The sequence below is a fragment of the Thioalkalivibrio sp. XN8 genome, from assembly GCF_011058255.1.
Lineage (GTDB): Bacteria > Pseudomonadota > Gammaproteobacteria > Steroidobacterales > XN24 > XN24.
In genome coordinates, this window is sequence record NZ_JAALFH010000067.1 from 581,655 (window position 1) to 604,688 (window position 23,034).

The window sequence follows — 23,034 nt, forward strand, 5'->3', positions numbered from 1 at the left end:
TGCGGGGGCCGCCGCGCCTGCCTAGCATGCAGGGTAACGCCTCGAGGACCGCGCCATGCTGCAACGGACCCGATTCCTGGCCCTCCTGCTCCTCGCCTGGAGCGGGGCCTTCGCCCAGGACTTCCTGCCCCTGGATCACGGGCTCGGCTACACCGGCAAGGAAGGGATTCGCCCGGTGCAGGTCGAAATCACCCTGCGGGAGCAGCTCGACGGCACCCTCGAGTATGTCGAGTGGACGATCCCGCGGGGCTGGGCCCGCTGGGTGACGGGCACCCGGGTCCGCCGCGCCACGCTGGCTTACGACGACGGACAGCTCCGACCAGTGGCCTTCGACCCGGGCGACGGGGCCGTGGCGGCGCCTGCCGACCTGCCTGCCGGGACCCTGGACGAGCTCTCGGTCCGGCTGCGCGCCCGGGCGGACATCGCGCAGGGCCGGCGCTCGGCCGAGTACCCGGTCTGGCGGGCCGACGGCACCGTCGAGCGCTGGACGCTGGAACTGGGCGAGGCGGACACCATCACCACGCCCGACGGCAACTACCAGGCGCTGCGCTTTCGCCTGGGCACCGCGGACGAATGGCTGGATGGCTGGTCGGTCCCCTTGCTGGTGTTCCATTTCGCGCAGCTCGAGCACTGGCGCGACGGTGAACGCGTGAGTGCGCTGGCGCTGGAGGAGAAAGAGCTCTAGGCCCGGCGCAGGCGCTCGAGCTCGATCATGTCGCCCGGCCCGGGCAACGTCACCCGGGCCCCGGCGGCGCGCCGGAGCTGCCGGCCCAGCGCCGCCCGCGCCTCGTCCTCGCCATGCACCAGCCACACCGGCGGCGAGCCGCGGATCGCCCGGTACCAGTCCACCAGGCCCTGCTGGTCGGCATGCGCGGAAAACCCGCCGAGGGTATGGACGGTCGCCTTGACGCGGACCGGCTCGCCCCACAGCGACACGTAAGCGGCGCCGTCCACCAGCTTGCGGCCGGTCGTGCCACGTGCCTGGAAGCCGACGATGATCACGTGGGTGCGGGGTCGCCACAACAGGTTCTTGAGGTGGTGACGGACCCGCCCCCCCTCGCACATGCCGCTGGCCGCAATGATGACGAGGCCGGAGCGCGCCCGGTTCAGCGCCCGCGACTGCTGCGGCGTGCGGATCATCTCGAGCTTGGCGGCGAGCCGCAGGCCGGCCTCGCGCTGCAGCTGCAGCGTCTCCCGGTCGTAGAGCTCCTCGTGCTTCCCATAGACCTCCGTGGCCCGGATGGCCATCGGGCTGTCGAGGCATATGCGCCAGTGGTCGAGGCCCCAGTCGTCGTAGTGGCGGGCGAACTGGTACAGCAGCTCCTGCGTGCGGCCCACGGCGAAAGCCGGAATCAGGATGTTGCCGCCCTCGGCATGGGCAGCCGCGAACACCTCGCCCAGCTCAGCGATGCTGTCGTCGCGGGAGCGATGCAGCCGGTCGCCGTAGGTGGACTCCAGCAGCACGGCGTCGGCCTCCTCCACCACCGCCGGGTCACGCAGGATGGGCGTGCCGCGCAGGCCCAAATCACCCGAGAACACCACTTTCCGGCTGCGATCCTGTTCGCGCAACCAAAGCTCCACGATAGCCGAGCCGAGGATATGGCCCGCGTCCCGCAGCCGGAGCTCGATGCCGGGCAGGATTTCCGTGCGCGCGTCGTAGGCGAGCGGCCTGAATTGCCGCAGCGCCCGCTCGGCATCGCGCATGGTGTAGAGCGGTTTGAGCCGGCGCAGGCCGCGCCGGGCCCGCTTGCGGTTCTCGGTCTCGCTGTCTTTTTCCTGCAGGTACGCAGCATCGCGCAGCATGATGTCGCACAGGTCGACCGTCGCGCGGTGGGTATAGATCGGGCCGTCATAGCCCGCCGCGACCAGCATTGGGATGCGTCCCGAATGATCGATGTGCGCGTGGCTGAGGACGACCGCATCCAGCGATCCGGCCGGCACCGGAAATGGCGCACGGTTGGCCTGGCGCGCGTCGTCGCCGCCCTGGACCAGGCCGCACTCGAGCAGGACGCGTCGCGCCCCGCATTCCAGCAGATAGCAGCTGCCGGTGACCCCGCCTACCGCGCCGTGAAAGCCAAGGCGCATCGAGCCGGCCTATTCGGCGGGCAGCGGCGCCGCGGCCGGACCCGAGTAGAACTCGGCCAGGGCGTCCAGCTGTTCCGGGGTGAAGCCCCGGATCGGTTCTTCCATGGCCGGGATGCCGATGACGCGGCGCCCCTGGTGGAAGTCCTCCAGCGCGGTACGCAGGTAGACCTTGCGCTGCCCGCGCAGCATGCTCGCGTCGTCCCGCGGGTCGGAGCCGAGCCGGGTGTGGCAGATCTCGCACTCCCGATCGTGCAGCTCGCGGCCGATCGCCGCCAGCTCTGCGTCATAAGGGTCCTGGTGCGGGGGAAACGGCTGCCCGCCGTACCAGTCGGCCAGCTCTTCCATCTGCTCGTCGTCCATGGCAGCGACGATGTCGCACATGCTCATGTCCGGACAGCGGCCGTCCTTCGAGCAGGCGGAGACCCGGCAGGGCCGGTAACCATCGCGATAGTCCGTCAGTGACGCCAGGATCACGCCTGCCGGCAGGCCATGGATCGTGGGGACGCCGAGGAAGGGGCTCGGGCCGGTGTCACCGTGACATACGCTGCAAAGCCCGATGATCGCGGGTGGCCCGTCCTCGTCCGCGCCGGCGGCCTGTGCCGCGAGCAGGCCAAGCAGGATCGCCCAACAATATCGCCCTGCTCGCATCGGTCCACTCCCCTCGTTGGCGAACCTGGTCAGTCGCGCGGGCTGAGGTAGAACTCCACCAGCGCAGCCACCTCCTCCGCGGAAAGTTCCTGCAGCATCACGTGCATCTCGGCGACGGCGATGCGGCGTTCCTGACGGAAGTCCCCGATAGCGTTGACCAGGTAGTCCCTGGGCTGCCCGCGCAGGATGCTGGCCTGGTCCTGGGGCCGGCTGCCGCCGCCCCCGTGGCAGTTCTCACAGCGCGCGGCATGCAGCAGCGCACCACGCGCCGCCAGGCCCGGGTCGTACTCCTGCGGCAGCGGGACGTACTCGCGGCCGGCGTACCACTCCGCCAGCACGGCGATGTCCTGATCCGAGAGCCCGGCGACGATGCTGCAGAAATCGAGCGGCGGGCAATCGGAGGGTTCGTCGCAGCCCGGCTTGCGGCAGGGGCGGATGGTCGCGCGGTAATCGTACAAGGCGTTCTCGATCACCAGCTGGGGCATGCCGTGGATCGTGGGCACCCCCGGCAGGAGACTGGGCGCCTCGACGCCGTGGCAGGCGCTGCAGGACGCGGCCTGGGCCGGCGGATCGGCGGCGGGGAGCTCGGCAGCGCCGAGCAGCAGCACGGTGGCGGCAGCCACCAGAAGCGCGCTCCTGAACATGAGCCTTCTCCTTGTGACAAGCCGAAAATATCACAGCGGGAAGGGTCGTGCTCGGCGGCTCCGAGCAAGGTGGCGCCCCGGGCAGGAATCGAACCTGCGACCTACCGCTTAGGAGGCGGTCGCTCTATCCCCTGAGCTACCGGGGCATGACTTGGCTAGCCGGGAATTGAGAAGTATGGTGGAGCCGATCGGAGTCGAACCGACGACCTCCTGGGTGCGATCCAGGCGCTCTCCCAACTGAGCTACGGCCCCACGAGAAGCCGAGAATTCTATTGCATGGACATACTCGTTCGCAATGCCGAGGCGACCGACTGGGCGACGATCGCCGAATTCAACCGCGCCTTGGCCGCCGAGACCGAGGACAAGGCCCTCGACTGGGCAGTGCTGAGCGCCGGCGTCCGCCGCCTGCTCGCGGACCCGGCCAAGGGTCGCTACTTCGTCGCCGAGACCGGCGGCCGGATCGTCGGCACCACCATGATCACCTACGAGTGGAGTGACTGGCGGGACGGCTGGATCTGGTGGATCCAGAGCGTCTACGTCCATCCCGACCTGCGCGGCCGCGGCGTCTTCGGCCGGCTGTACCGTCATGTCGTGGGGCTGGCCGATAGCGAGAATGTGCGCGCCGTGCGTCTGTACGTACTGAAGAGCAACGAGCGGGCGCGCGCTACTTACCTCAAGCTGGGCATGCAAGAGACCGGCTACACCGTCCTGGAAGCTGGGGACAGTCCCCAGGGAGCGAACGATGCTTGACCGTGGCGACCGCGCCCCCGATTTCACCCTCCCCGACCAGGACGGCCGCGAGGTTTCCTTCCACGCCCTGCTGCGCGAGGGACCCGTGGTGCTCTATTTTTACCCGGCGGACTTCACGCCCGGCTGCACCAAGGAGGCCTGCTCGATCCGCGACATGCACGACGAGATCGCCGCCGCCGGGATGCGGGTGGTCGGCGTCAGCCCGCAGGACGCGGACAGCCACGCGCGCTTCCGCGACAAGCATGGCCTGCCCTTCACGCTGGTGGCCGATCCGGACAAGGTCGCGGTCAAGGCCTACGGCGTCGACGGCCCGCTCGGCATCGGCGTCCGGCGCGCCACCTTCCTGATCGGGCCGGACGGAGTGATCCGCGACGCGGTCGTGGCCGATCTGCGGGTCGGGCGCCACGAGGATTTCATCCGCCGGGCGATCGCGGCGGCGGGCCAGTCAGGCACCTGAAAGACTCAGCACGACGCCCGCCCCGACCGCCAGCCCCAGCACCGCCAGCATGCTCCAGCCGCGCCAGGCCAGCAGCGCCAGCGCCACCACCGCAAAGGCGAGCGCCGCGAGGTCCAGCGTGGCGGGATCCGGGAGCAGCAGGCGGACGGGACCCGCATACGAGGCCTCGATGCTGCGGAACAGCACGTGCAGCCCGAACCACAGCGACAGGTTCAGCACCGCGCCGACCACCGCCGCGCCGACACCGGCCATCGCCCCGGCCAGCCGCGGCTGGTAGAGGAGCCGCTCGATCCACGGCGCCCCGGTGAAGACCCAGAGGAAACACGGGACGAAAGTCACCCAGGTGGCCACGATACTGGCCAGGAGCCCGGCCAGCAGCGGGTCGAAGGGCACAGCGTCGCGCCAGGCGGCGAGAAAAGCCACGAACTGCAATACCTGGATCAGCGGTCCCGGGGTGGTCTCGGCCAGCCCGAGCCCGTCCACCATCTCGGCAGGGCTGAGCCAGCCCTGTGCCTCGACCGCATGCTGGGCGACGTAGGCCAGCACCGCGTAGGCGCCGCCGAAACTCACCACCGCCACCTGGCTGAAGAACAGGCCGACCTGGCTCAGCACATGGGCGGGCCCCAGCCAGAAGACGATCATCCCGAGGGGCAGGAACCAGGCCGCCAGTCCGACCGCCGCAGTGGCGGCCGACCGCCGGATCCCGCCGGGGGATGCCGCCGGCGCGGGCGGGGCCTGCCGGCCCCGCACCTGCCACAGGCCCAGCGCCGCCGCAGCGAGAATCACCAGCGGGAACGGCAGCCGCAGGAAGAACATCGCGACGAAGGCCCCGAGGGCGATGGCAACGCGAAACCCGTCGCGAAGTATCCGCCGGCGCAGCTGGTTGACGGCCACCAGCACGATCGCGAGGACGGCGGCCTGCAGGCCGAACAGCATCCCCGCGACGGCCGGCGTGTCGCCGAGCAGCACGTAGACATAGGACAGCGCCAGGATCGAGAGAAAGCCCGGCAGGACAAACAGCGTGCCGGCGATCAGCCCGCCCCGCAGCCCGTGCGTCATCCAGCCGACGTAGGTCGCCAGCTGCATCGCTTCCGGGCCGGGCAGCAGCATGCAGAAGTTGAGCGCATTGAGGAACCGCCGCTCGTCGATCCAGCCCTTCTCCTCCACCAGCACGCGGTGCATCACGGCGATCTGGGCCGCCGGCCCGCCGAAAGACAGCAGGGCGATGCGGGTCCAGGCCCACAGGGCCTCGCCGAAGGCCGGCGCGGGCTGGCTCAAGCGCCTTGCACCGTGACCGTGATGCGGCGGCGGTGCGGAGCGTGCCGGTGCTCGTAGAGATAGATTCCCTGCCAGGTGCCCAGGGCGAGCCGGCCGCCGGTCACCGGCACCGACAGACTGCAGCCGGTCAGCATGCTCCGGACATGCGCCGGCATGTCGTCCGGGCCCTCGGCGTCGTGCTCGAATTCCGGGTCGCCGTCAGGCGCCAGTCGCGCCAGTACCCGCTCGAGATCGCGGTGCACCGCCGGGTCGGCGTTCTCGGTGATCAGCAGCGAGGCGCTGGTATGGTGGACGAAGACATGTGCGATCCCGGTGCTGACGGCCGCCTCCCGCGCCGCCTCGGTGACCTGGCCGGTGAGCTCCAGCAGCCCGCGGCCGCGGGTGGCGATCTCGTAACTGGCCTGGTACATCGCGCCCCTCCCAGTGCGGCTGCCGGAAGCCATCAGTGTAGCGTCCGGCTGGGCTGCCTTGGGAAAACCCGCATGGCCGCGCCGGCGCCCGCAGGGCAGGATGGAAACATGGGGAAATCTATGGAGACGCCGGCATGACTTCCGTACTCGTGCTGTACATGAGCCAGGGGGGACACACCGCCCGCATCGCCCGCCGCATCTGCGAGAGCATCGAGCGGACCGGCGCCAAGGCCGACATGATGAACCTGGTCGAAGCCACCAAGGAAGGCGTGGACTGGGCCAGGTATGACGTGGTCGCCTTCGGCGCGCCGGTCTACTACGGCACCTACCAGAAGCCGGTGTTCGAATTCATCGAGGATCACAAGGCGGAACTGGCGGCCAAGCCCAACAGCTTCTTCAACGTCTCGGTCGTCGCCCGCACGCCGGAGAAGGCGACGGTCGAGGGCAACCGCTACATGCAGAAGTTCCTCGAGCTCTCGCCCTGGAAACCCAGGGACCTGAAGGTCATCGCCGGCAAGGTGGACTACCCGTCGTGGGGCTGGCTGGACACGATCATGATCCAGATGATCATGAAATTCACCAACGGCCCCACCGACCGCAAGACCGTGATCGATTACACCGACTGGGACGACGTGGCGGAATACGGGCGGCACCTGCTGACCCTCGCCAACCAGGCTCAGGCGTAACCGATCCGCACCGCGACCACGAGGGCCAGCGCGCCCGCCGCCATCAGCTTCAGGAACAGCGGCCAGGCGAAACGCATCCAGCGGTCGTAGGGCACGCCGACGACCCCGAGGATCGCCATCAGCACCACGTTGGTCGGCACCACCAGGTTCGCGAAGCCATCCCCGAACTGGAAGGCCAGCACGGCCACCTGGCGGCTCACGCCTACGAGGTCGCCCACCGGCGCCATGATCGGCATGGTGACGAAGGCCTGGCCGCTGCCGGACGGCACGAAGAGATTGATCACGGCCTGCACCAGCATCATGCCGACGGCGGACAGCTCCGGGCCGAGCTGCTGCAGCGGCAGCGAGATACCGTGCACGATGGTATGCAGCACCCGGCCGTCTTCGAGAATGACCCCGATGCCGCGGGCGAAACCGACCAGCAGCGCCACTACGGCCAGCGATGCAGCGCCGGCCGCGAAGTTCCGGGCCGTCCCGTCGGCGCCGAGTCGGCCGAGCACCCCCGCCGCCAGCGCGAGGCCCAGCCACACGCCGCCCACTTCCACCAGGTACCAGCCCCGCGCCAGGATGCCGTAGACCATGCCGCCCAGGGCCAGCGCCGTGAGCCCGAGGATCGCCCAGTGGCGTGGCTCGACCGGCGGATAGGCCGGCGGCGGCGCCGGCTGCGCCTCCGGGATGTCGGCCACCAGGCTGTCGGCCGGCGCCCGGCGCACCCGCTGGGCGTAGCGCCAGGTGTGGTGGACGCCGATGGCCACGAAGGGGAGGAACAGGGCCAGGCGATAGCCGATGCCCGAGGCCGGCGGCAGCTCCGCGATCCCCTGGGCGACGAGCACGGTGTAGGGATTGAGGGCCGCCACGCCGTAGCCGATGCAGTAGCCGCCGATCATGATTCCCATGGCCGTCATGGCATCCAGGCGCATGGCCACGCACAGGGCCACCAGCATGGCGGCGAAGGGGATGTACTCGGTGGATACGCCGAGCGTGCCCGAGCCGAGCGCGAACAGCGCCAGCCCGATGCCGATGAGCAGCGCCGGGCTGTGGCCGATGCGCCGCAGGATGGCGCCCAGCAGGGCGTCCATGGCGCCCGTCGCCTGCAGCACCGCGATCGTCCCGCCGACGATGAAGAGGAAAAAGATGATCACCTGGGCATCGGCCAGGGCCCGCGGCACGGCGGTGAAGATGGCCCAGGGCGGCAGCCAGACGCGCTCCTCGGCGAGCGTGAAGGTTCCCGGGACGACCATTGCCCGGCCCTGGTCGTTCAGCGCGGTCGCGAACTCGCCCTGCGGCAGCGTCCAGGTCATCACCAGCGCCAGCACCATCATCGCGAACAGCAGCGCGAGGGTATGGGGCACGCGCATGGCTAGTAGCGGAGTGCGAGCAGTCGCGTCCCGCGCAGGCGGGAGTACGTGATCACCCAGAGACCGGAATATTCCTCGGCCTCGATGACACCGATCGGCGCCCCCAGCCCATCGGCGATCAGCGGCACGGTGTTGCTGTGCCCGACCACCAGCACGACATCGCCGCGATGGCGCCATTTCAGCCGGCGCACGAGCCGCCCATGCCGCGCCGCCGGCATCACCTCTGCTTCCACGCCCGTCCGGCTGGCCACCGGCGCCGCCGTCTGCTGGGTCCGCCGGGTCTCGCTGGCGTAAATCGCGTCCAGCCCGGTGCCCTCCAGCATGTCCGCCAGGCGCTCGGCGCGGGTCTGCCCAGCGGGGGAAAGATCCGCATCGCGCGACTCGCTGACGCGTTCCGCATGCCGCACGAGGATCACCGTGGTCGTGCCCCAGGAGGCCACCAGCCAGGCCCCGAGGACCAGGGCGACCAGCACCGAGACCACCACGATGCCCAGCGGGGTATAGAGCGGCCGGCGCCGGAGGCCGCGATGGTCCTTCTTGAGTGCCGTCACCTAGCCATTCTCTCCATCCGGGCGCTGGCCGTCAGGGCGCTGGGGGTCCCGCCGTCCCTCGCTCATCACACGGTACTCGCCCTCGATGACATCCTCGCTACCCCGCTCGCCGGGTCGTCGCGCTGTCGGCTGCTCGCCCCGGCGCATGGCGGCTTCCATCTGCCGGCGAAGCCACCACAGGCGGATGGACACGACAATGGTCGCAATGACGAAAAAGCCCAGCGCGGCGAGGAAGAACACGGCGCCCAGGAAAGCAGCCGAGGCCAGCACGATGACCGCCACGATGCTCAGGAGAATGCGGGCCAGCAGGCCCGGCGGCTTGCCCGGCCCTCCCCCTGGTCCCTGGATCTGGATACGTACCTGTTGCATGCGGCGTGGCGGCGGTTGGTTCGGCTCGACTCCCCGCCATCATACCGGGCCATGCGGCTTCCCGCGCGCCGGCCGCGACCCGGTTGCTTGCAGCGGCCCCGGGCACCCATGGACAATGCCGCCCTCGGAGAGGTGGCAGAGCGGTTGAATGCACCGGTCTTGAAAACCGGCAAGGTGGCGACACCTTCGAGGGTTCGAATCCCTCCCTCTCCGCCACCCCAGAGCCACGGGGCTAGCCAGGATTCGAACCCTCGAAGTAATGAATGATGGGTTCGAAGCCGAAGGCGGCGGTGCGAAGCGCCGCCTCATCCCTCCCTCTCCGCCAGATTCCAACCCCGTACCCGGCCGGGGATTCGAACCCCCGAACCAATAAATAGCGGGTTCGAAATCGGAGCCGGCGCCCGCCGGCGGAGATGCCGTCCCGCAGGGACGGCCCATCCCCCCCTCTCCGCCACCTGGAACTGCACCGGCGCCGGCGCGAAGCGCCACCGAATAGCCACAATGCCGCAACAATCGCCGCCTATAAGGTGGGACATGAAAGCTTCGAGATCCCGCCGCCTGGCGCTCGCTTCGGCGGCGCAGAACCGCAGGCTGAGGCTCAACCGCGCGGCCCGCTCCGTGCACTCGCGTCGCTGCGCGAGCATTCCCCTGCCGGCGCCGCGCCAGTAAAGCAGGCCGCCGGTGGTCGCTCGGGGATATACGAACGGAACTTCAGGCTTCCCGCCTGGTCTGGTAGACTGAGTCCAGTTTTCACCAGCCATCATTCCGGAGAGGCCGAAACGCTATGGAACCTGTTCGCACGACCTACACCTCGATCGCCCAGCCGGGCGTGCTCGAGACCAACAAGGTCCTCAAGAACACCTACCTGCTGCTCGCCGCGACGCTGCTGTTCAGCGCCGCCACGGCCGGCATCGCCATGTTCACGGGCATGCGGCCCCTGAATCCCTTTATCGTGCTGGCGGTGTACTTCGGCCTGCTCTTCGCCACGGCCAAGACGCGCAACAGCGCCATGGGCCTGCTGTGGGTGTTCGCCCTGACCGGCTTCATGGGCCTGACGCTCGGGCCGATCATCAGCCTGTATCTCACCGTCGTGCCGAACGGCAGCCAGGTGGTGATGACGGCGCTGGGCACCACGGGTGCCGTGTTCCTCGGCCTGTCGGCTTACGCCGTCAAGTCCAAGCGCGACTTCAGCTTCATGGGCGGGTTCCTGTTCGTCGGCATCCTCGGCGCCTTCATCCTCGGCATCGTGGCGCTGCTGTTCAACATGCCGACGCTGTCGCTGGCCGTCTCGGCGATGTTCGTGCTGGCCATGGGCGGCCTGATCCTCTACCAGACCAGCGAGATCGTGCGCGGCGGCGAGGACAACTACATCATGGCCACCGTCACGCTGTACGTCAGCATCTACAACCTGTTCACCAGCCTGCTGCACCTGCTCGGGGTGTTCAGCGACGAATAGGTCAGCGCGGTCCCGATAAGGAAGGGGCGCACCCTCCGGGGCGCGCCCCTTTTGTTTGCGGCATAGCGCCGTCGCTACTTGTTCAGGCCCTTCTTGCCGTTATTGCTCTTTGGTGCCTTCGGCTTGCCACCGCCGCCGCCGCCGCCGGCCACCGCCTGCACGTCCACGTAGCTGAGATTGAGATCGTGGTCCACCACCGGCGTCGCCGCACCCTCGTCGCCATCGTCCGACTCGGCCGCCGCCGGTTCTTCGGGCGGCACGACGCCGAAGTCGCCGTAGTTGCCGATCGCCGCCGTCGCAAGGCTCATGCTCGTCTCGACAGGGCTGTAGAAGGTGATGCGGTAGAACCCGGCGCTGGCCGGCTTCCAGCCGCCCTGGGACCCGCCGAAGATCAGCTTGCCCCCGACGTTCAGCTCGACGGCGAAGGAGATCGGCACGTCGGCGCAGGAGCTCGCCGGTGACAACCACATGCTGGTCGCGGTATCCCAGTAAAGATCGCCGGGCACCTCGCTGCCGCAATACTGCACCCGCAGCTTCCACAGGTCGGACACGACCGTGGCGAAGTTCCCTTCGTAGGTCGCTGTATTGGTGCCCTGCAGCTCGTTCGCGCTGCTCGGGTACTCGAGTTCGGCCATGACGTAGCCCGTCATGGTCATGCCTTCCTCGATTTCGGCCAGCCGCTTGTAGAGCTGGATTTCCAGCCGGAAGGGCCGGCGAACCTTGGGATCGACGGCCTCGATATTGTCGCCCCAGTCGACGTAAGACACCTCGACTGGCAGCCCGACGAAATACTCGGCCTGCCAGGTATTGCCTTCCGTCTTCTGGGCGTACCAGGGACCCCCGGCTTCGCGCTCGGCGATTTCTTCCGGTGTCAGGCCGGGGTACTCGCCGCTGTATACGACGTCGAAAGTGGTTGTCTCGACCTCGGCGATTGCATAGCCATCCACCGCGAAAGCCGGGAACGACAGGTTGTTGCCCTGTGTTTCTTCACCGCCTGGTGGCCGGTTGCCACCGCCACCGCCAACGCCCGCCGGGGGCGCTGCCCAAACCATCGCGCTGAAGAGCATGGCGCAGCCGAGCAGCACCATCCTGCCCATTGTTTTCATCATGATGTTCATGGCCTGCCTCCTTGAGGCTCAGGATCAGTCCGTCCACTCCGAAGAACTGCCAGCAGCGATAAGAACATCGCGCAGGGCCATCGGAACGGTGCCAGGGGTAAAATCCACCCCTGTCATCAGGCTAGTCGCCTCATGTCAGAGTTAAATGGGGCGAACGCCCTATGCCAACGGACCCGGGAGCAACATGGACCGCTTCACCCGCAAGGAACTCAAGCATGCGCCCGCGCCGCGCCCCGACGGCTCGGCGCTGGCCGAAACGCCCTGGCGCCGGGACGAGCGCCGCGAGCGTTTCGCCAATCCCTATTTCAGGATCTTCGAAGACCAGGCCTGGAACGGCCGGGCCGGGCGGCATTTCGATTACGGGATCATCGCCTTCCGCAACCGCGCCGTCGGCATCCTGCCGCTGGAGCCGGACGGCCGGGTCTGGCTGGTAGGCCAGCACCGCTATGCCGTCGACGAATTCACCTGGGAGCTGCCGATGGGCGGCGTGCCGCTCGAGGCCAACCTGCTCGAGGGCGCCCAGCGGGAGCTCCGCGAGGAGACCGGGCTGACGGCGGCGCACTGGGAGCTGCTGCTGCCCGAGGTCCAGCTCTCCAATTCGGTCACCGACGAAGTCGGGACCGTGCTGCTCGCGCGGGAGCTCACGCCGGGCGCCATGGCGCCCGAGGCCAGCGAGGAGCTGTGGGTGATCACCGTGCCGTGGCAGGAAGCGGCCTGGGCGGCGCTCGACGGCCGGATCACCGATTCACTGACAGTCGCCGGCCTACTCGCGCTGGCGGCCCGGGCCGAAGACTTCGGCCTGGCACCGCTGGCGGGCGGGGCCGGCGGCGGGCCGGGTTAGCGGCGCCAGCAGTCGTTCCCCAGCGAGCCGGTCGCCGTCTGGACGCCGGCCTGGGTCAGCGAGAAACTGGTGCAGCGCGTGTCCCCGGCCTGCACGCCGCCCGCTACCGGCGTCGCCGTCAGCGTGAACTGCGTGGCGTTGCGCACCGGGGCCGTGATCTCGTAGTGCCCCTCCGGCGAGTTCTGCGGAAACGCCACCCCGCAGTTGGCATTGTTGTAGGCCGCGAACTGCGTGAAACAGCGCTCGAGCTGCTGTGACACATTGAGCAGCCCCGCGGTCGCATCCGCCCGCCGCGCCTGCCGGACCTGTTCCGTATACGCCGGGAAAGCGATGCTGGCGAGGATCGCGATCACGACCACCACGATCATCACCTCGATCAGGGTGAAGCCGCGCATGCCGGCGCCGGCAGTGGCCTTGGCCTTGATGCTGTTACTCATTTGTCTGCTCCGCATCGACGGGCGCCTCACCGCAACTGCTGCCATGACTGGCGTCCACCGAGCCCTTCCTCACCGAGGCCGCGCACGAACTCGCCCTCGCCGGTATAGATGAACTCGGGCGGCTCGCCAGCGGCATCGGCGGGCGTAAGCGTCAGTGCCCGCTCCCCCTGGCCCCAGTTCAGCCCCGAAATGACGTCACCGCCGAGCTTGTCCAGGTCGTCGTACATGCTGTCGCGGTTCAGGTCGAACACCGCGTACTGCGTCCGCCCGCCAGCCACGATATCCAGGTCCATGATGAAACCCCGGCGCCCAGTGCCGCAGGGATCGTAGTCCGGGATCAGTGTACTGAACCGCACGCGCCGCTGCTGCGGGCCCGTCGGGAAAGTGGCCTCGCTGATCACGCGTTCTCCATCCTCGAAGTCCAGGTCGATATACCAGCCGTCGTGCAGCGAACGGTCGAACACGTTCTCGGACACCACGCGCACGACCACAGGCTCACCGCCGAAAGTCTCGAGCGACTGGGACTCGATCTCCTGCTCCAGGAGGTCGCCGCGCAGCACGCCCGGCGTACCCGCCACGGTGTCAACGATGCCATACAGGCTCTGCACCGGCGCGCCCGGCATGTCCTGGTCTCCGACCCGGAAGTAGCTGCCGGTCCCGAAGGACAGGATTACTTCGTCCTCGTTGATCGGGCTCAAAGCGATAATGGGCTTCGACGTGATCGGTTGGGGGTTGCCCATGGGCCCGGTCGCCGCAAACATCCGGGTGATATTGGTTGCGTTGTTCCAGGTGCCGGGCGAGCCGCCGATATTGAAGCGCCACATGTTGCCCAGGAGGTCACCGGCGTAGACGCGGTTGGCTCGCAGATTGCTGACCGGCCAATCGGTGACGATCGGGGCGGCCAGGCCATTGGGTGTTGCGCCTGAGCCTTCGCCCGTATCGATCTTCTCGATCAGCGTACCCGTCTCCAGGTCAACAACGAACAGCATGGCGCGGTCGTTGTCCGAACTGTAGCCATTGCCGAACACGGCCGCGACCCGGCCGTCGCTGATCTTGACGATCGCCGGCTGGCCCACGTTGTAACCCAGGTCCGGATCGGTGAACTCCCACAGCACATCCGCGGTACCGAAACTGGCCGGGTTGCTGACGTCCAGCGCAAAAACTGTCCGTCCACCCGCGCCCATGGTGCCCACCAGCACGGTCCGGTCCACCCCCATGAAGCTGAGGTCCTCGACGGCCACGGTACCGTCCATGAAATAGCGATGGGCATAGTTAGGATCCGGCAGGCGCGACAGCGGCGCGAAATCCTGGCCGGGCTCGGGCTGCAGCAGCATGCTCGGGATATAGGCAAACAGTTCTTCGCCGGTCGCGGCATCAAAAGCATGCAGCATCCCGTCGTTCGCCCCGACGTAAAGAACACCCTGCTCGAACTGCGGATTCGAACTCACGATGTCGCCGAGCAGCCGCGGGCTGCCGGTGGAAGAACGATCCCGGAAGGAGGCATGGGCGCTCTCATCGCCCTTCAGCCAATCCACGCGCTGTGCACCCAGGCCGTCCGATGTACCGTCCGGCGCGTAGTCGAGCGCATTTTGCTGCGCGACGCTGAGATTGGTGAAGCTGAAGCTGACCGCTGTCCCGTCCTCACGACTGGTGAAAATATTCCGTGTGTACGGATTGCGCAGGGCCAGCTTGCTCTCTGCATCCCACGCCAGGATTCCGAGTGAGCCGTCGGCGTTGACGACGCGCGCATCCAGCCGCCCCGACCAGTCGGTGCTGCGGAAACCTGCAGTGTAGAGCAGCGTATCCGTCTGCAGCACCGCCGAGCTCGTCGCCGCCGACGTCGCGGAAGCTTCTATCCTGGCGCCGATCGAGGCCAGCACCTCGCCGAAACGCTGGCCCAGCAGGGCCGGCACCTCGACATCCAGCAGCTCGCCCCGGCTGTTCAGCGTCGCGTGCCACAGGTCGTCGACGTTGACGGGATTGCGCTGCGGGAACGCGGTAGGCCAGCTCGGCGGGTTGGTGTAGGGGTCGTCGGTGGCATCCTGGTCGATCTTGAATATCGTGCCGGGCGCTCCAAGCGTCACGGCAAACAGGTTGGCATGCAGGTCGGTGTTGCAGTCCAGCCGCGGGTCCGGATTCGGGCTGTTGCAGCCTGACGGCACGGGAACCTGGCCGACCGGGAGGTCCGGACGCAAGTTGGTCAGGTACATGGCCGCCGCGATATCGGCCATGGTATTCGACACGGAGTCGGCAAACGGGGATCCCATCCCGCCGTCGGCGTTGCCCACACCGGGGTTGTAGGGATTCGAGTAACCGTCGGTAAACAGCACGCCGAAGTTCATCTGGCAGGACTGGATGATCGGCGCCCCCGAGTCGGTGCGCTGGAATTGCCCAATCATGTGCTGCACGGCCTGCTTGTTGGGCGTGCCGCCGGCGTTGATGAAGTTGGTATAGATGTCGAAGAAAAAGTCGTCGCGATCCGCGCTCACCAACAAGTCCCGCATATTCACATTGATGCGGTTGTTGATGCGATAAGCACCGACCCGGAAGCCCTCCAGCGGCGCGAAGGCTTCGCCGATGGCGCCGCGCGCAGCAATGTGGCGCTTCCGGTAATAGGTGAACCAGTTGGCGAAATTCTGGATGGCCCGGTCGTAGGCCTCGGGCGTGACGAAGTTGCCCGGCTGGATCTCGTAGCGGACCAGCGGCGAGCCGTCCGGGGCCTCACCGTCGATAATGACGTCCGGCCCGCCTTCCATGCGCGCCGGGTCGTAGCCGAAATCCGGCGGCAGCGGCGTACCCACCGGGAGATAGAACGTAGCGGGGAAGTAGCTGATCGGCACGCCAATACCACCGTTGTTGTCGTCCACCCCCGTGACCACGATATCGCTGGCCGCGGTGGTCCAGGTGCTGGTGTTCCAGTCCCGGTAACGCGTGCCCGCCGGGATCACCATGCCGTTGAAGAAACGGAACACCTGGTTGGCGCCGGTGCGCTCCTGGAGAACCGTCAGGTTTAATACCTCGCTGCCCCGCGTTGGGTCGGTAGGTGCCGCCGTGGGGTCGGAGTCGGTGAACGTATAACCCCCGAGATCGAGCCAGGGATCGTAAGTGATGGCCGGATCGAAATAACTGAAGTTGAATGCCGGCGACCGTACATACGCGTATGGCCCGACCGGCGGAACCGCGAAATGATCGTGGCGGGAGTCGGCGTAAGCCCGGCGGCCGTTCGTGAGCCCCGTTCCATTGGGGAAAAGATAGACGAACTTCTTCCACGTGTTGTTGGCGCCACCGTTGATGTTGAAGTTGATAGCCCCGAACTCAACCGCATCGCTCTGGTTGCGCCCGGTGAAGGACTGGTCGCCGGTGTTCCACCAGGCAGCGCCATCGTTGGCGCGCATCAGGATCTCGGAATCCATTGAGCCGGAGTCGTCCACCGCCAGCAGCAGCGCCGGCGTCACCGGCTGCAGTACGAACAGCGGCGAGGTCGCGATGTTGACATCTGCCTGTGCGGTGCTCGCAGCAAACAGTGCCAGGGCGAAGGCGCTCACGCCGGAGACGGTGCGCTGCTTCCATTTGCGAAGGGTGTTCATTGCGTTCATTCCACTATCCTCGGCGCCATCGGCGGGCATCAGGCCGAAAGCCGGTTTGGGTTCGCCACTCACTGCGGCGGCTCGAAAGTCGACTGCAACACCACGACCGAAACGTCGGAGGCGCCTTCGCCACGCGCGGTCACGGGATAGATGCGCCGGAAGTCCGGCGGCAGCTGGATGCCGACCCGCCGCAGGCTGGGCGGGCCGACGTAAAAGTCGGGGTCATCGGCCAGCTGGGCGTCCAGCGCCGGGACAGTGCCTGTCGGCACCGGCGCCGTGCCGTCCCAGTTGGCCGGGTTTACGGTGTCGGTGATCGGGTTGTTCAGGTCGGCGGCCTGCTGGTTGGCCAGCCCCAGCAGCCAGGTTTCCCCGGCCCGCAGCGCCGCCTCCGCCGACTGGAAAGCCATGTTGCGGTCCCGCAGGTTGCCGGCCATGCGCTCCTGCATGTTGCTGCCGCGCATTGCGGAGACGCCCAGCAGGGTCATCAGCAGCAGGAAAATCAGCGCGATGGCCAGCGCCGAGCCACGCTGGCGCGACCTTGCGATCGACTTTTGGTGAATCGTGTTCGTCATGCCTTGGAGCCTCATGGAAGTCTGTTGCGCAGGCCGATCGTGGTGGTCAGCACCTGCCGGTACCGGCCGTCCGCCGGCGCCACGGCCGCGCCGCGGAAGTCCACTGGCTGGGGCCCGCCGGTGACGTTGTCCTCGTTGCTCACCAGCAGCAGGGCGATGCGCACGCTGCGGATCCGGCTCCAGTCGATGACGGCGCCCGCATCGACATACGCGTCCGGCGCACCGTCATTGTCGAGATCCTCGCCGTAGCGCACCCACAGGTCCTCGACCCCGTCGACCAGCTCCGTGTCGACGCCGTCGTCGCGCCGCCAGAGGGCGAGGTCGCCGCTCGCGCCGGGCGCGACGAAATAAGTCACTTCGCGGTACCGGCTCAGCTCGGCCCCGGTCACGTAGGCGACGCGCAGGGGCGCGTTCGGCGTCACCGTGACAGGGCCCGCGCCGGCAACGGCGTTGACGGTGAAGAGGTCGACGTTATTACAGTCCGCCACGCCCACCACGTCACCGACCTGCACGCCCTGCAGGTTGGCCGGGACAGTGACGACATCGCCGGGGTTCAGCATGTCGACATTCAGGCGCATCGTCGCCGGCTCCAGCATCCGCAGGGTCAGGCTGTCGGTGCCCGGCGCCTGGGTCGCCGGCGCGCCGCCGGTCGGCACGGCCGCGATATAGGTGTCGCGCGTGTAGTCGACGGCCAGCGGCGGCACCGGGTTCGGCGTCACGCTGATCAGGGTGGTGCAGCCCACGAAGCCGGCCAGCCGCACGTCGCGGCTGATGGTCTCGGCCGCGAAGCGCCCGTTCTCCTGCACCCGCGCCAGGGCGTCCTGGAAGCGGTAGGTCTGGCGGGTGCCGACGAAAATCTGGATCACGCCGGCGATGAGAATCAGGCTGATGAGGATCGCCACCAGGATCTCCACCAGCGTCAGGCCCTGCTGCCGGGCAGGGCGACCGTGGTCGAACATGCTGCTCATCCTCATAGCACGGTCTCGACGCGGAAGCCCATGGTGCCGCCGCACTCGGCCGGCGCGCCCGCCACGCCCTCGCCGCGCGTGTCGTCCCAGCAGACGATGACCGTCAGGTTGTTATCCACGGCGTTCACCGCGACGCCGCCGGTTCCCGCCGGCAGGCTGTTCTGCAGCGCCGTGCGCCACTCGTTGAGGTCGGTCTCCGCCAGCGTGCCCGCCGCCGGGGTGGCGTCGGCGACGGCCAGGTTGTAGGCCCCGACGTTGATGGCCGCGCGGCGGTTGGCGCGCACGCGGTCCGCCATGTCGTAGGCCAGGTTGGTCGCCTGCGAGCGCAGGTAAGCGCTGTTGTTGAACTGGAGCGCCACGCCCTGCAGGCTCGCCAGCCCGATCAACCCGATCGAGAGCACCAGCACGGCGATCAGCACCTCGACCATGGTGAAGCCGCCCTGCCCCGCACGCGGGGCGGCGGCGCCGTTCGAATTCATGTCCAGACCAGCCATGTCAGCAATCCACCCTGGTGACGAGCGCGCGGCCCGCCTGGTTCACGGTGATGTCCCGGCCCTCGCCAGCCCCACAGGCCGGCAGGCGGTGCTCAAACGGCGCGCCCGGCGGGACGGCATTGATCACGTCGCCCAGCGGCCGGAAGCGCACGTTGACGGGCCCGGTTAGCGCGGCGTTGCCGCCCAGTGGCGCCCAGACCCGGAGCGGGTCGCCGCCGACGACCGGCGGCGACGCGTCGTTGGCCGCAGTGTCGAGGAACACGATCCAGCCGTCGGCCCAGTCCGTCCCGCCGGTGCAGGAGGCCTGGTCGGTCGAAGGACACAGCGAGACCCGGGCACCACGCCGCACCGCCTCGCTGCGCGCGAGACCGAGCGCGGCCACCAGCTCGTTGGACTGGGTCGCCGCGCGGTTGTTGCGGATGATGTCCTGGAAGCCGGGTACGGCCAGGGACAGGATGATCGCCGCCAGCGCCAGCGTGATCATCAGCTCCACGAGGGTAAAGCCACGAGATCGTTTCATGAGCGTGATCCTGGGGAGGTGAGAACGGAAAATCACGGCTTTCCCGACGAACGGCCAGTTTCGGGGGATAACCGGTCGATTTCGGGCCTTGCGCGGCCGCGAATCGCGCTCAGGCAGGCGCGATGACCTCGACATCGCCCATCCAGGGCCGCAGCGCCGCGGGCACCAAGACCGACCCGTCGGCCTGCTGGTAGTTCTCCAGCACGGCCACCAGCGCGCGGCCCGCCGCCAGGCCGGAGCCGTTCAGGGTGTGCACCAGTTCCGGCTTGCCGGTCTCGGGGTTGCGCCACCGCGCGAGCATGCGGCGGGCCTGGTAGTCGCCGCAGTTGGAGCAGGAGGAGATCTCGCGGTAGCGCTGCTGGCCGGGCAGCCAGACTTCCAGGTCGTAGGTCTTCAGCGCGGCCTGGCCGGTGTCGCCGCTGCACAGCAGCATCACCCGGTAGGGAAGCTCCAGCAGCTGCAGCACCCGCTCGGCGTGGCCGGTCAGCTCCTCCAGCGCCGCCATCGAGTCAGCCGGGCGCACTACCTGTACCAGCTCGACTTTCTCGAACTGGTGCTGGCGGATCATGCCCCGCGTGTCCTTGCCGTAGCTGCCGGCCTCGGAGCGGAAGCACGGCGTATGGCCCGTCATGCGCAGCGGCAGCTGGTCGGCCGGCAGGATCTCTTCGCGCACGAGGTTCGTCACCGGCACCTCGGCCGTGGGGATCAGGTAGAAGTCCTGCTCGCCCTCGAGCGCGAACAGGTCGGCGCGGAACTTGGGCAGCTGGCCGGTGCCGACCAGGCTCTGGCCGTTGACGATGTAAGGCGCGTAAATCTCCGTATAGCCATGCTCGCGGGTATGCAGGTCGAGCATGAACTGGATCAGCGCCCGGTGCAGCCGCGCCACCGCCCCCCGCATCACGGCGAAGCGCGCCCCCGAAATCTTGGCCGCTGCCTCGAAATCGAGCAGCCCGAGGTCGACATGATCCTGCGGCGCGAACTCGAAGCTGCGCGGCTCGCCCCAGCGCCGGATTTCCACGTTGGCGCTCTCGTCGGCGCCGTCGGGCACGCTCGCATCCAGCAGGTTCGGCAGGTCGTACAGGGCCGCGTCCAGCTCGGCCTGGACTTCCGCCAGCGCGGCGCCCGCGGTCTTCAGCCGGTCGCCGAGATCGGCCACCTCCGCCAGCAGCGGCGCCACGTCCTGCCCCGCCGCCTTGGCTTGCCCGATCGCCCTGGACCGGGTGTTGCGCTGGTTGCGCAGCTCGTCGGCCTGGACCTGCAGCGCCTTGCGCCGTTCCTCCAGCGCCGCGAAGCGCGCCGTGTCGAGCTCGTAGCCGCGCCGGGCAAGCGCCCGCGCGGTGCCTTCGAGGTCGTTCCGCAACAGCCTGGGATCGAGCATGTCAGTCCTTCTTCTCTTCCGGCGGGCCGCGGCGCCGCAGCGCGGCCGTGGCCGATTCCTTGCGCAGCTTGGCGAGCTTCTCGCCGATCTTCAACTCCAGCCCGCGCGGCGGCGGCTCGTAGTAGCGGCGCGGCGCCATCTCCTCGGGAAAATAGTCTTCGCCCGCCGCGAAGCCGCCGGCCTCGTCGTGGGCATAGCGGTACTCCCGGCCGTAGCCGAGTTCCTTCATCAGCCGGGTCGGGGCGTTGCGCAGGTGCAGCGGCACCGGCAGCGAGCCGAGCTTCTCCGCATCCGCCCGGGCCTCGCCCCAGGCGCGATACACCGCGTTGCTCTTGGGCGCGCAGGCAAGATAGGCCACCGCCTGGGCCAGCGCCAGCTCCCCCTCGGGGCTGCCGAGCCGCTCGTAGGCGTTCCAGGCGTCCAGCGCCAGCGCCAGGCCGCGCGGATCGGCGTTGCCGATGTCCTCGCTGGCCATGCGCAGGACGCGCCGGGCGATGTAGCCGGGATCGCAGCCGCCGTCGAGCATCCGGGCCAGCCAGTACAGCGCCGCGTCGGGGTCCGTGCCGCGCACCGACTTGTGCAGGGCCGAGATCTGGTCGTAGAAGGCCTCGCCCCGCTTGTCGAAGCGCCGGTGGCCGCCCGCCAGCAGCCCGGCGAACGTCGCCTCGTCCAGCGTTTGGGGACTGTCCCCGGGACTGTCCCCACCAGCGAGGTCGGCGGCGAGTTCGAGCAGGTTCAGCGCCCGGCGGGCGTCGCCGTCGGCGGCCTCGGCGATGGCCGCCAGTTGCTCTTCGGTCAGCGCCGGGGCCCGCGCGCCCAGCCCGCGCTCGGCATCGGCCAGCGCCTGGCGCAGGATGGCCAACAGCGCCTCCTGCGACAGCGCCTTGAGCACGTAGACGCGCGCCCGCGACAAGAGCGCGCTGTTGAGTTCGAAGCTGGGATTCTCGGTGGTCGCGCCGATGAAGGTCAGGGTGCCGTCCTCCACCCAGGGCAGGAACGCATCCTGCTGCGCCTTGTTGAAACGATGCACCTCATCAAGGAACAGCACCGTGCGCCGGCCCTCGCCCTGCAGCGCCTGGGCGCGCTCGACCGCGGCGCGGACGTCCTTCACCCCGGCCAGCACCGCCGACAGGGCGATGAACTCGGCCTCGTACTGGCCCGCCACCAGGCGCGCCAGCGTGGTCTTGCCGCTGCCCGGCGGGCCCCACAGCACCATGGAATGCAGGCCGCGCCCCGCCACCGCGTGCGCGAGGGGCCGCCCGTCCCCGACCAGGTGCGCCTGGCCGGCGAACTCGCTGATAGAGCGCGGCCGCATGCGATCGGCCAGCGGCCGCCCTTCAGCCCCCGGCGCGTTCACGGCTCGACCCCCTCCGGCCGGCCCAGCAGCCGGTCCAGCCGCGTGCGCCAGGCATGCGGCACCGCCATCGCGACGACCAGGCCGGTGGCGATACCCCCCAGGTTCGCCGCCAGGTCGACCCACTCCGCGCTACGCTGTCCCGGCAGCCACCATTGCAACAGCTCGATCACCGCGCCGAAGACCGCCAGGCGGGCCGCGATGCCGAGCCAGTGGCGCCGGCTGAAGGCGGCGGTGAACGCCAGGGCGAGCAGCATGTAGCCGAGGAAATGGAGCAGCTTGTCCGACACTGCCACCACCCCCCCCGGCATGCTCGGCAGCAGGCTGCCGACGGCGATCGCGAGCGCCATGCCCCAGGCGAGCAGGCGCCAGGCCAGCACCACGCGGGGATTCACCTCAGGGCCCTTGGTCGCTCAGGACGTCGGCCCCGGGCGGCGGCACGAACTGGAACAGCGCGGGATCCACGGGCCCGTTGACGGTCACGTCGTCGAAGCGGATGACGGTGGTCTGGCCGAGCGCGTCGACCAGCTCCATCGCTGCCAGCCGCTCCGCCACGAAGCCGACCCGCACCCCGGCGAAATCGGCGCTGTCGGCCAGCGGCGCGAGCTCCACCCAGTCGAAGCCGTCTTCCTGGTAGGCCGCGCCGATACGGAAGGTATCGTCGAGGGAACCGTCGCCGGACAGCAGCATGGCCGGCGTACTGGAGAGCCCGTCGTCCAGCCGCCGCACCGTGACCTGCTCCAGGTCCGGGTCGTACAGCCAGAGGTGCTCGCCGTCGGCCACCACGAGATGCGTTACCGGCTCCCGGTAGTCCCAGCGGAAGCGCTGCGGGCGGTGCAGGTAGAAGCGCCCGGTGCTGACCTGGGCGTGCGCGCTGTCAGCCTCCAGCAGCACCTGGCTGAAGGACGCCTCGAAGGTCACCGTCTCGGCCAGGAACGCCCGCAGCAGCTCGGGCGCCCGCCCGGTCGCGGCAGGATCCTGCGCCAGCGCCGCGCCCGGCGCGGCCACGCCCAGCGAGGCCAGGGCGAAGAGCCCGGCCATCCAGCAGGAATGCAGGAGACTGCGCATCATTG

25 protein-coding genes and 3 tRNA genes are annotated in these 23,034 nt (G+C 68.7%); 7 read left to right on the forward strand and 21 right to left on the reverse strand.

Going from position 1 to position 23,034, the window contains the following annotated elements; genetic code table 11:
• Positions 1-55 precede the first annotated feature (55 nt).
• Positions 56-685, forward strand: coding sequence for a DUF3108 domain-containing protein (locus tag G6N75_RS14845; protein WP_165349125.1), 630 nt, complete (start codon positions 56-58; stop codon positions 683-685).
• Here G6N75_RS14845 and G6N75_RS14850 read toward each other — a convergent pair.
• The 5 genes from G6N75_RS14850 to G6N75_RS14870 all read right to left on the reverse strand — a co-directional run bounded on the left by G6N75_RS14850 (position 682) and on the right by G6N75_RS14870 (position 3,629).
• Positions 682-2,085 carry an MBL fold metallo-hydrolase gene (locus tag G6N75_RS14850; protein ID WP_165349126.1) on the reverse strand — a complete coding sequence of 468 codons (1,404 nt, stop codon included), beginning with the start codon at positions 2,083-2,085 and terminating at the stop codon, positions 682-684. The genes G6N75_RS14845 and G6N75_RS14850 overlap by 4 nt on opposite strands.
• A gap of 9 nt (positions 2,086-2,094) precedes the next feature.
• Positions 2,095-2,733 (reverse strand): hypothetical protein, encoded by a 639-nt coding sequence (locus G6N75_RS14855; protein ID WP_165349127.1) that lies wholly within the window; start codon positions 2,731-2,733, stop codon positions 2,095-2,097.
• Between the two features lie 29 nt (positions 2,734-2,762).
• Positions 2,763-3,356, reverse strand: coding sequence for a c-type cytochrome (locus tag G6N75_RS14860; RefSeq protein WP_206203142.1), 594 nt, complete (start codon positions 3,354-3,356; stop codon positions 2,763-2,765).
• Between the two features lie 91 nt (positions 3,357-3,447).
• A tRNA-Arg gene (locus tag G6N75_RS14865) sits at positions 3,448-3,523 on the reverse strand.
• 30 nt (positions 3,524-3,553) lie between these two features.
• Positions 3,554-3,629, reverse strand: a tRNA-Ala gene (locus tag G6N75_RS14870).
• A gap of 24 nt (positions 3,630-3,653) precedes the next feature.
• Between G6N75_RS14870 and G6N75_RS14875 the strand changes: the two genes are divergently transcribed.
• Together G6N75_RS14875 and G6N75_RS14880 are read left to right on the forward strand one after the other, a co-directional pair.
• Positions 3,654-4,127 carry a GNAT family N-acetyltransferase gene (locus G6N75_RS14875; RefSeq protein ID WP_165349129.1) on the forward strand — a complete coding sequence of 158 codons (474 nt, stop codon included), beginning with the start codon at positions 3,654-3,656 and terminating at the stop codon, positions 4,125-4,127.
• Positions 4,120-4,584, forward strand: coding sequence for a peroxiredoxin (locus G6N75_RS14880; protein WP_165349130.1), 465 nt, complete (start codon positions 4,120-4,122; stop codon positions 4,582-4,584). The genes G6N75_RS14875 and G6N75_RS14880 overlap by 8 nt, the downstream gene beginning before the upstream one ends.
• Here the strand turns inward: G6N75_RS14880 and chrA are convergent.
• Positions 4,573-5,862 (reverse strand): chromate efflux transporter, encoded by a 1,290-nt coding sequence (gene chrA / locus G6N75_RS14885; protein WP_165349131.1) that lies wholly within the window; start codon positions 5,860-5,862, stop codon positions 4,573-4,575. The genes G6N75_RS14880 and chrA overlap by 12 nt on opposite strands.
• Complete coding sequence (locus G6N75_RS14890) at positions 5,859-6,272, reverse strand: secondary thiamine-phosphate synthase enzyme YjbQ (protein ID WP_206203143.1); 414 nt, start codon at positions 6,270-6,272, stop codon at positions 5,859-5,861. Before G6N75_RS14890 ends, chrA begins: the two co-directional genes overlap by 4 nt.
• A 134-nt stretch (positions 6,273-6,406) precedes the next feature.
• Between G6N75_RS14890 and hemG the strand changes: the two genes are divergently transcribed.
• The gene (hemG, locus tag G6N75_RS14895) at positions 6,407-6,958 is read left to right on the forward strand and encodes a menaquinone-dependent protoporphyrinogen IX dehydrogenase (RefSeq protein WP_165349133.1); all 552 of its coding nucleotides are present in this window, start codon (positions 6,407-6,409) and stop codon (positions 6,956-6,958) included.
• Here hemG and G6N75_RS14900 read toward each other — a convergent pair.
• The 3 genes from G6N75_RS14900 to G6N75_RS14910 are packed head-to-tail and all read right to left on the reverse strand — an operon-like array spanning position 6,949 to position 9,236.
• Positions 6,949-8,316, reverse strand: a complete 1,368-nt coding sequence (locus tag G6N75_RS14900) for an AbgT family transporter (RefSeq protein WP_165349134.1) — start codon at positions 8,314-8,316, stop codon at positions 6,949-6,951. The two genes, hemG and G6N75_RS14900, sit on opposite strands and share 10 nt — an antisense overlap.
• Positions 8,317-8,318: 2 nt before the next feature.
• Entirely contained in the window at positions 8,319-8,867 is a 549-nt protein-coding gene (locus tag G6N75_RS14905) for a phosphoglycerate mutase family protein (protein WP_165349135.1), read from the reverse strand.
• A complete protein-coding gene (locus G6N75_RS14910) occupies positions 8,868-9,236 on the reverse strand; it encodes a hypothetical protein (protein ID WP_165349136.1) in 369 nt (122 codons plus the stop codon).
• A 126-nt stretch (positions 9,237-9,362) separates the two neighbouring features.
• On the opposite strand from G6N75_RS14910, the gene G6N75_RS14915 reads away from it, so the two are divergent.
• Together G6N75_RS14915 and G6N75_RS14920 are read left to right on the forward strand one after the other, a co-directional pair.
• Positions 9,363-9,452: transfer RNA gene (locus G6N75_RS14915), tRNA-Ser, on the forward strand.
• Positions 9,453-10,020: 568 nt separating this feature from the next.
• Positions 10,021-10,692, forward strand: coding sequence for a Bax inhibitor-1/YccA family protein (locus tag G6N75_RS14920; RefSeq protein ID WP_165349137.1), 672 nt, complete (start codon positions 10,021-10,023; stop codon positions 10,690-10,692).
• Positions 10,693-10,766: 74 nt separating this feature from the next.
• Here the strand turns inward: G6N75_RS14920 and G6N75_RS14925 are convergent, their stop codons facing one another.
• Positions 10,767-11,810, reverse strand: a complete 1,044-nt coding sequence (locus tag G6N75_RS14925) for a hypothetical protein (protein ID WP_165349138.1) — start codon at positions 11,808-11,810, stop codon at positions 10,767-10,769.
• 184 nt (positions 11,811-11,994) lie between these two features.
• Between G6N75_RS14925 and G6N75_RS14930 the strand changes: the two genes are divergently transcribed.
• Positions 11,995-12,651: an NUDIX hydrolase gene (locus G6N75_RS14930; RefSeq protein ID WP_165349139.1), complete on the forward strand. Its 657-nt coding sequence runs from the start codon at positions 11,995-11,997 to the stop codon at positions 12,649-12,651.
• On the opposite strand, the gene G6N75_RS15515 is transcribed toward G6N75_RS14930, so the two are convergent.
• From G6N75_RS15515 to lolA, 10 genes are all read right to left on the reverse strand, one after another.
• Positions 12,648-13,088 carry a type IV pilin protein gene (locus G6N75_RS15515; protein WP_276611313.1) on the reverse strand — a complete coding sequence of 147 codons (441 nt, stop codon included), beginning with the start codon at positions 13,086-13,088 and terminating at the stop codon, positions 12,648-12,650. The genes G6N75_RS14930 and G6N75_RS15515 overlap by 4 nt on opposite strands.
• A 26-nt stretch (positions 13,089-13,114) precedes the next feature.
• Positions 13,115-16,684: a PilC/PilY family type IV pilus protein gene (locus G6N75_RS14940; RefSeq protein WP_165349140.1), complete on the reverse strand. Its 3,570-nt coding sequence runs from the start codon at positions 16,682-16,684 to the stop codon at positions 13,115-13,117.
• Between the two features lie 59 nt (positions 16,685-16,743).
• On the reverse strand, positions 16,744-17,247 hold the full coding sequence (locus G6N75_RS14945) for a PilX N-terminal domain-containing pilus assembly protein (RefSeq protein WP_165349141.1): 504 nt from the start codon (positions 17,245-17,247) through the stop codon (positions 16,744-16,746).
• Between the two features lie 11 nt (positions 17,248-17,258).
• Entirely contained in the window at positions 17,259-18,206 is a 948-nt protein-coding gene (locus G6N75_RS14950) for a PilW family protein (protein ID WP_165349142.1), read from the reverse strand.
• An 11-nt stretch (positions 18,207-18,217) separates the two neighbouring features.
• Positions 18,218-18,709: a type IV pilus modification protein PilV gene (gene pilV, locus G6N75_RS14955; protein ID WP_240901142.1), complete on the reverse strand. Its 492-nt coding sequence runs from the start codon at positions 18,707-18,709 to the stop codon at positions 18,218-18,220.
• A 1-nt stretch (position 18,710) separates the two neighbouring features.
• Complete coding sequence (locus G6N75_RS14960) at positions 18,711-19,229, reverse strand: GspH/FimT family pseudopilin (protein ID WP_165349143.1); 519 nt, start codon at positions 19,227-19,229, stop codon at positions 18,711-18,713.
• Between the two features lie 109 nt (positions 19,230-19,338).
• The gene (gene serS, locus G6N75_RS14965; protein WP_165349144.1) at positions 19,339-20,607 is read right to left on the reverse strand and encodes a serine--tRNA ligase; all 1,269 of its coding nucleotides are present in this window, start codon (positions 20,605-20,607) and stop codon (positions 19,339-19,341) included.
• Between the two features lies 1 nt (position 20,608).
• Positions 20,609-21,922: a replication-associated recombination protein A gene (locus G6N75_RS14970; protein WP_165349195.1), complete on the reverse strand. Its 1,314-nt coding sequence runs from the start codon at positions 21,920-21,922 to the stop codon at positions 20,609-20,611.
• 38 nt (positions 21,923-21,960) lie between these two features.
• Entirely contained in the window at positions 21,961-22,356 is a 396-nt protein-coding gene (locus tag G6N75_RS14975) for a VanZ family protein (protein ID WP_165349145.1), read from the reverse strand.
• Position 22,357: 1 nt separating this feature from the next.
• Positions 22,358-23,032 (reverse strand): outer membrane lipoprotein chaperone LolA, encoded by a 675-nt coding sequence (lolA, locus tag G6N75_RS14980; RefSeq protein WP_165349146.1) that lies wholly within the window; start codon positions 23,030-23,032, stop codon positions 22,358-22,360.
• Positions 23,033-23,034 lie beyond the last annotated feature (2 nt).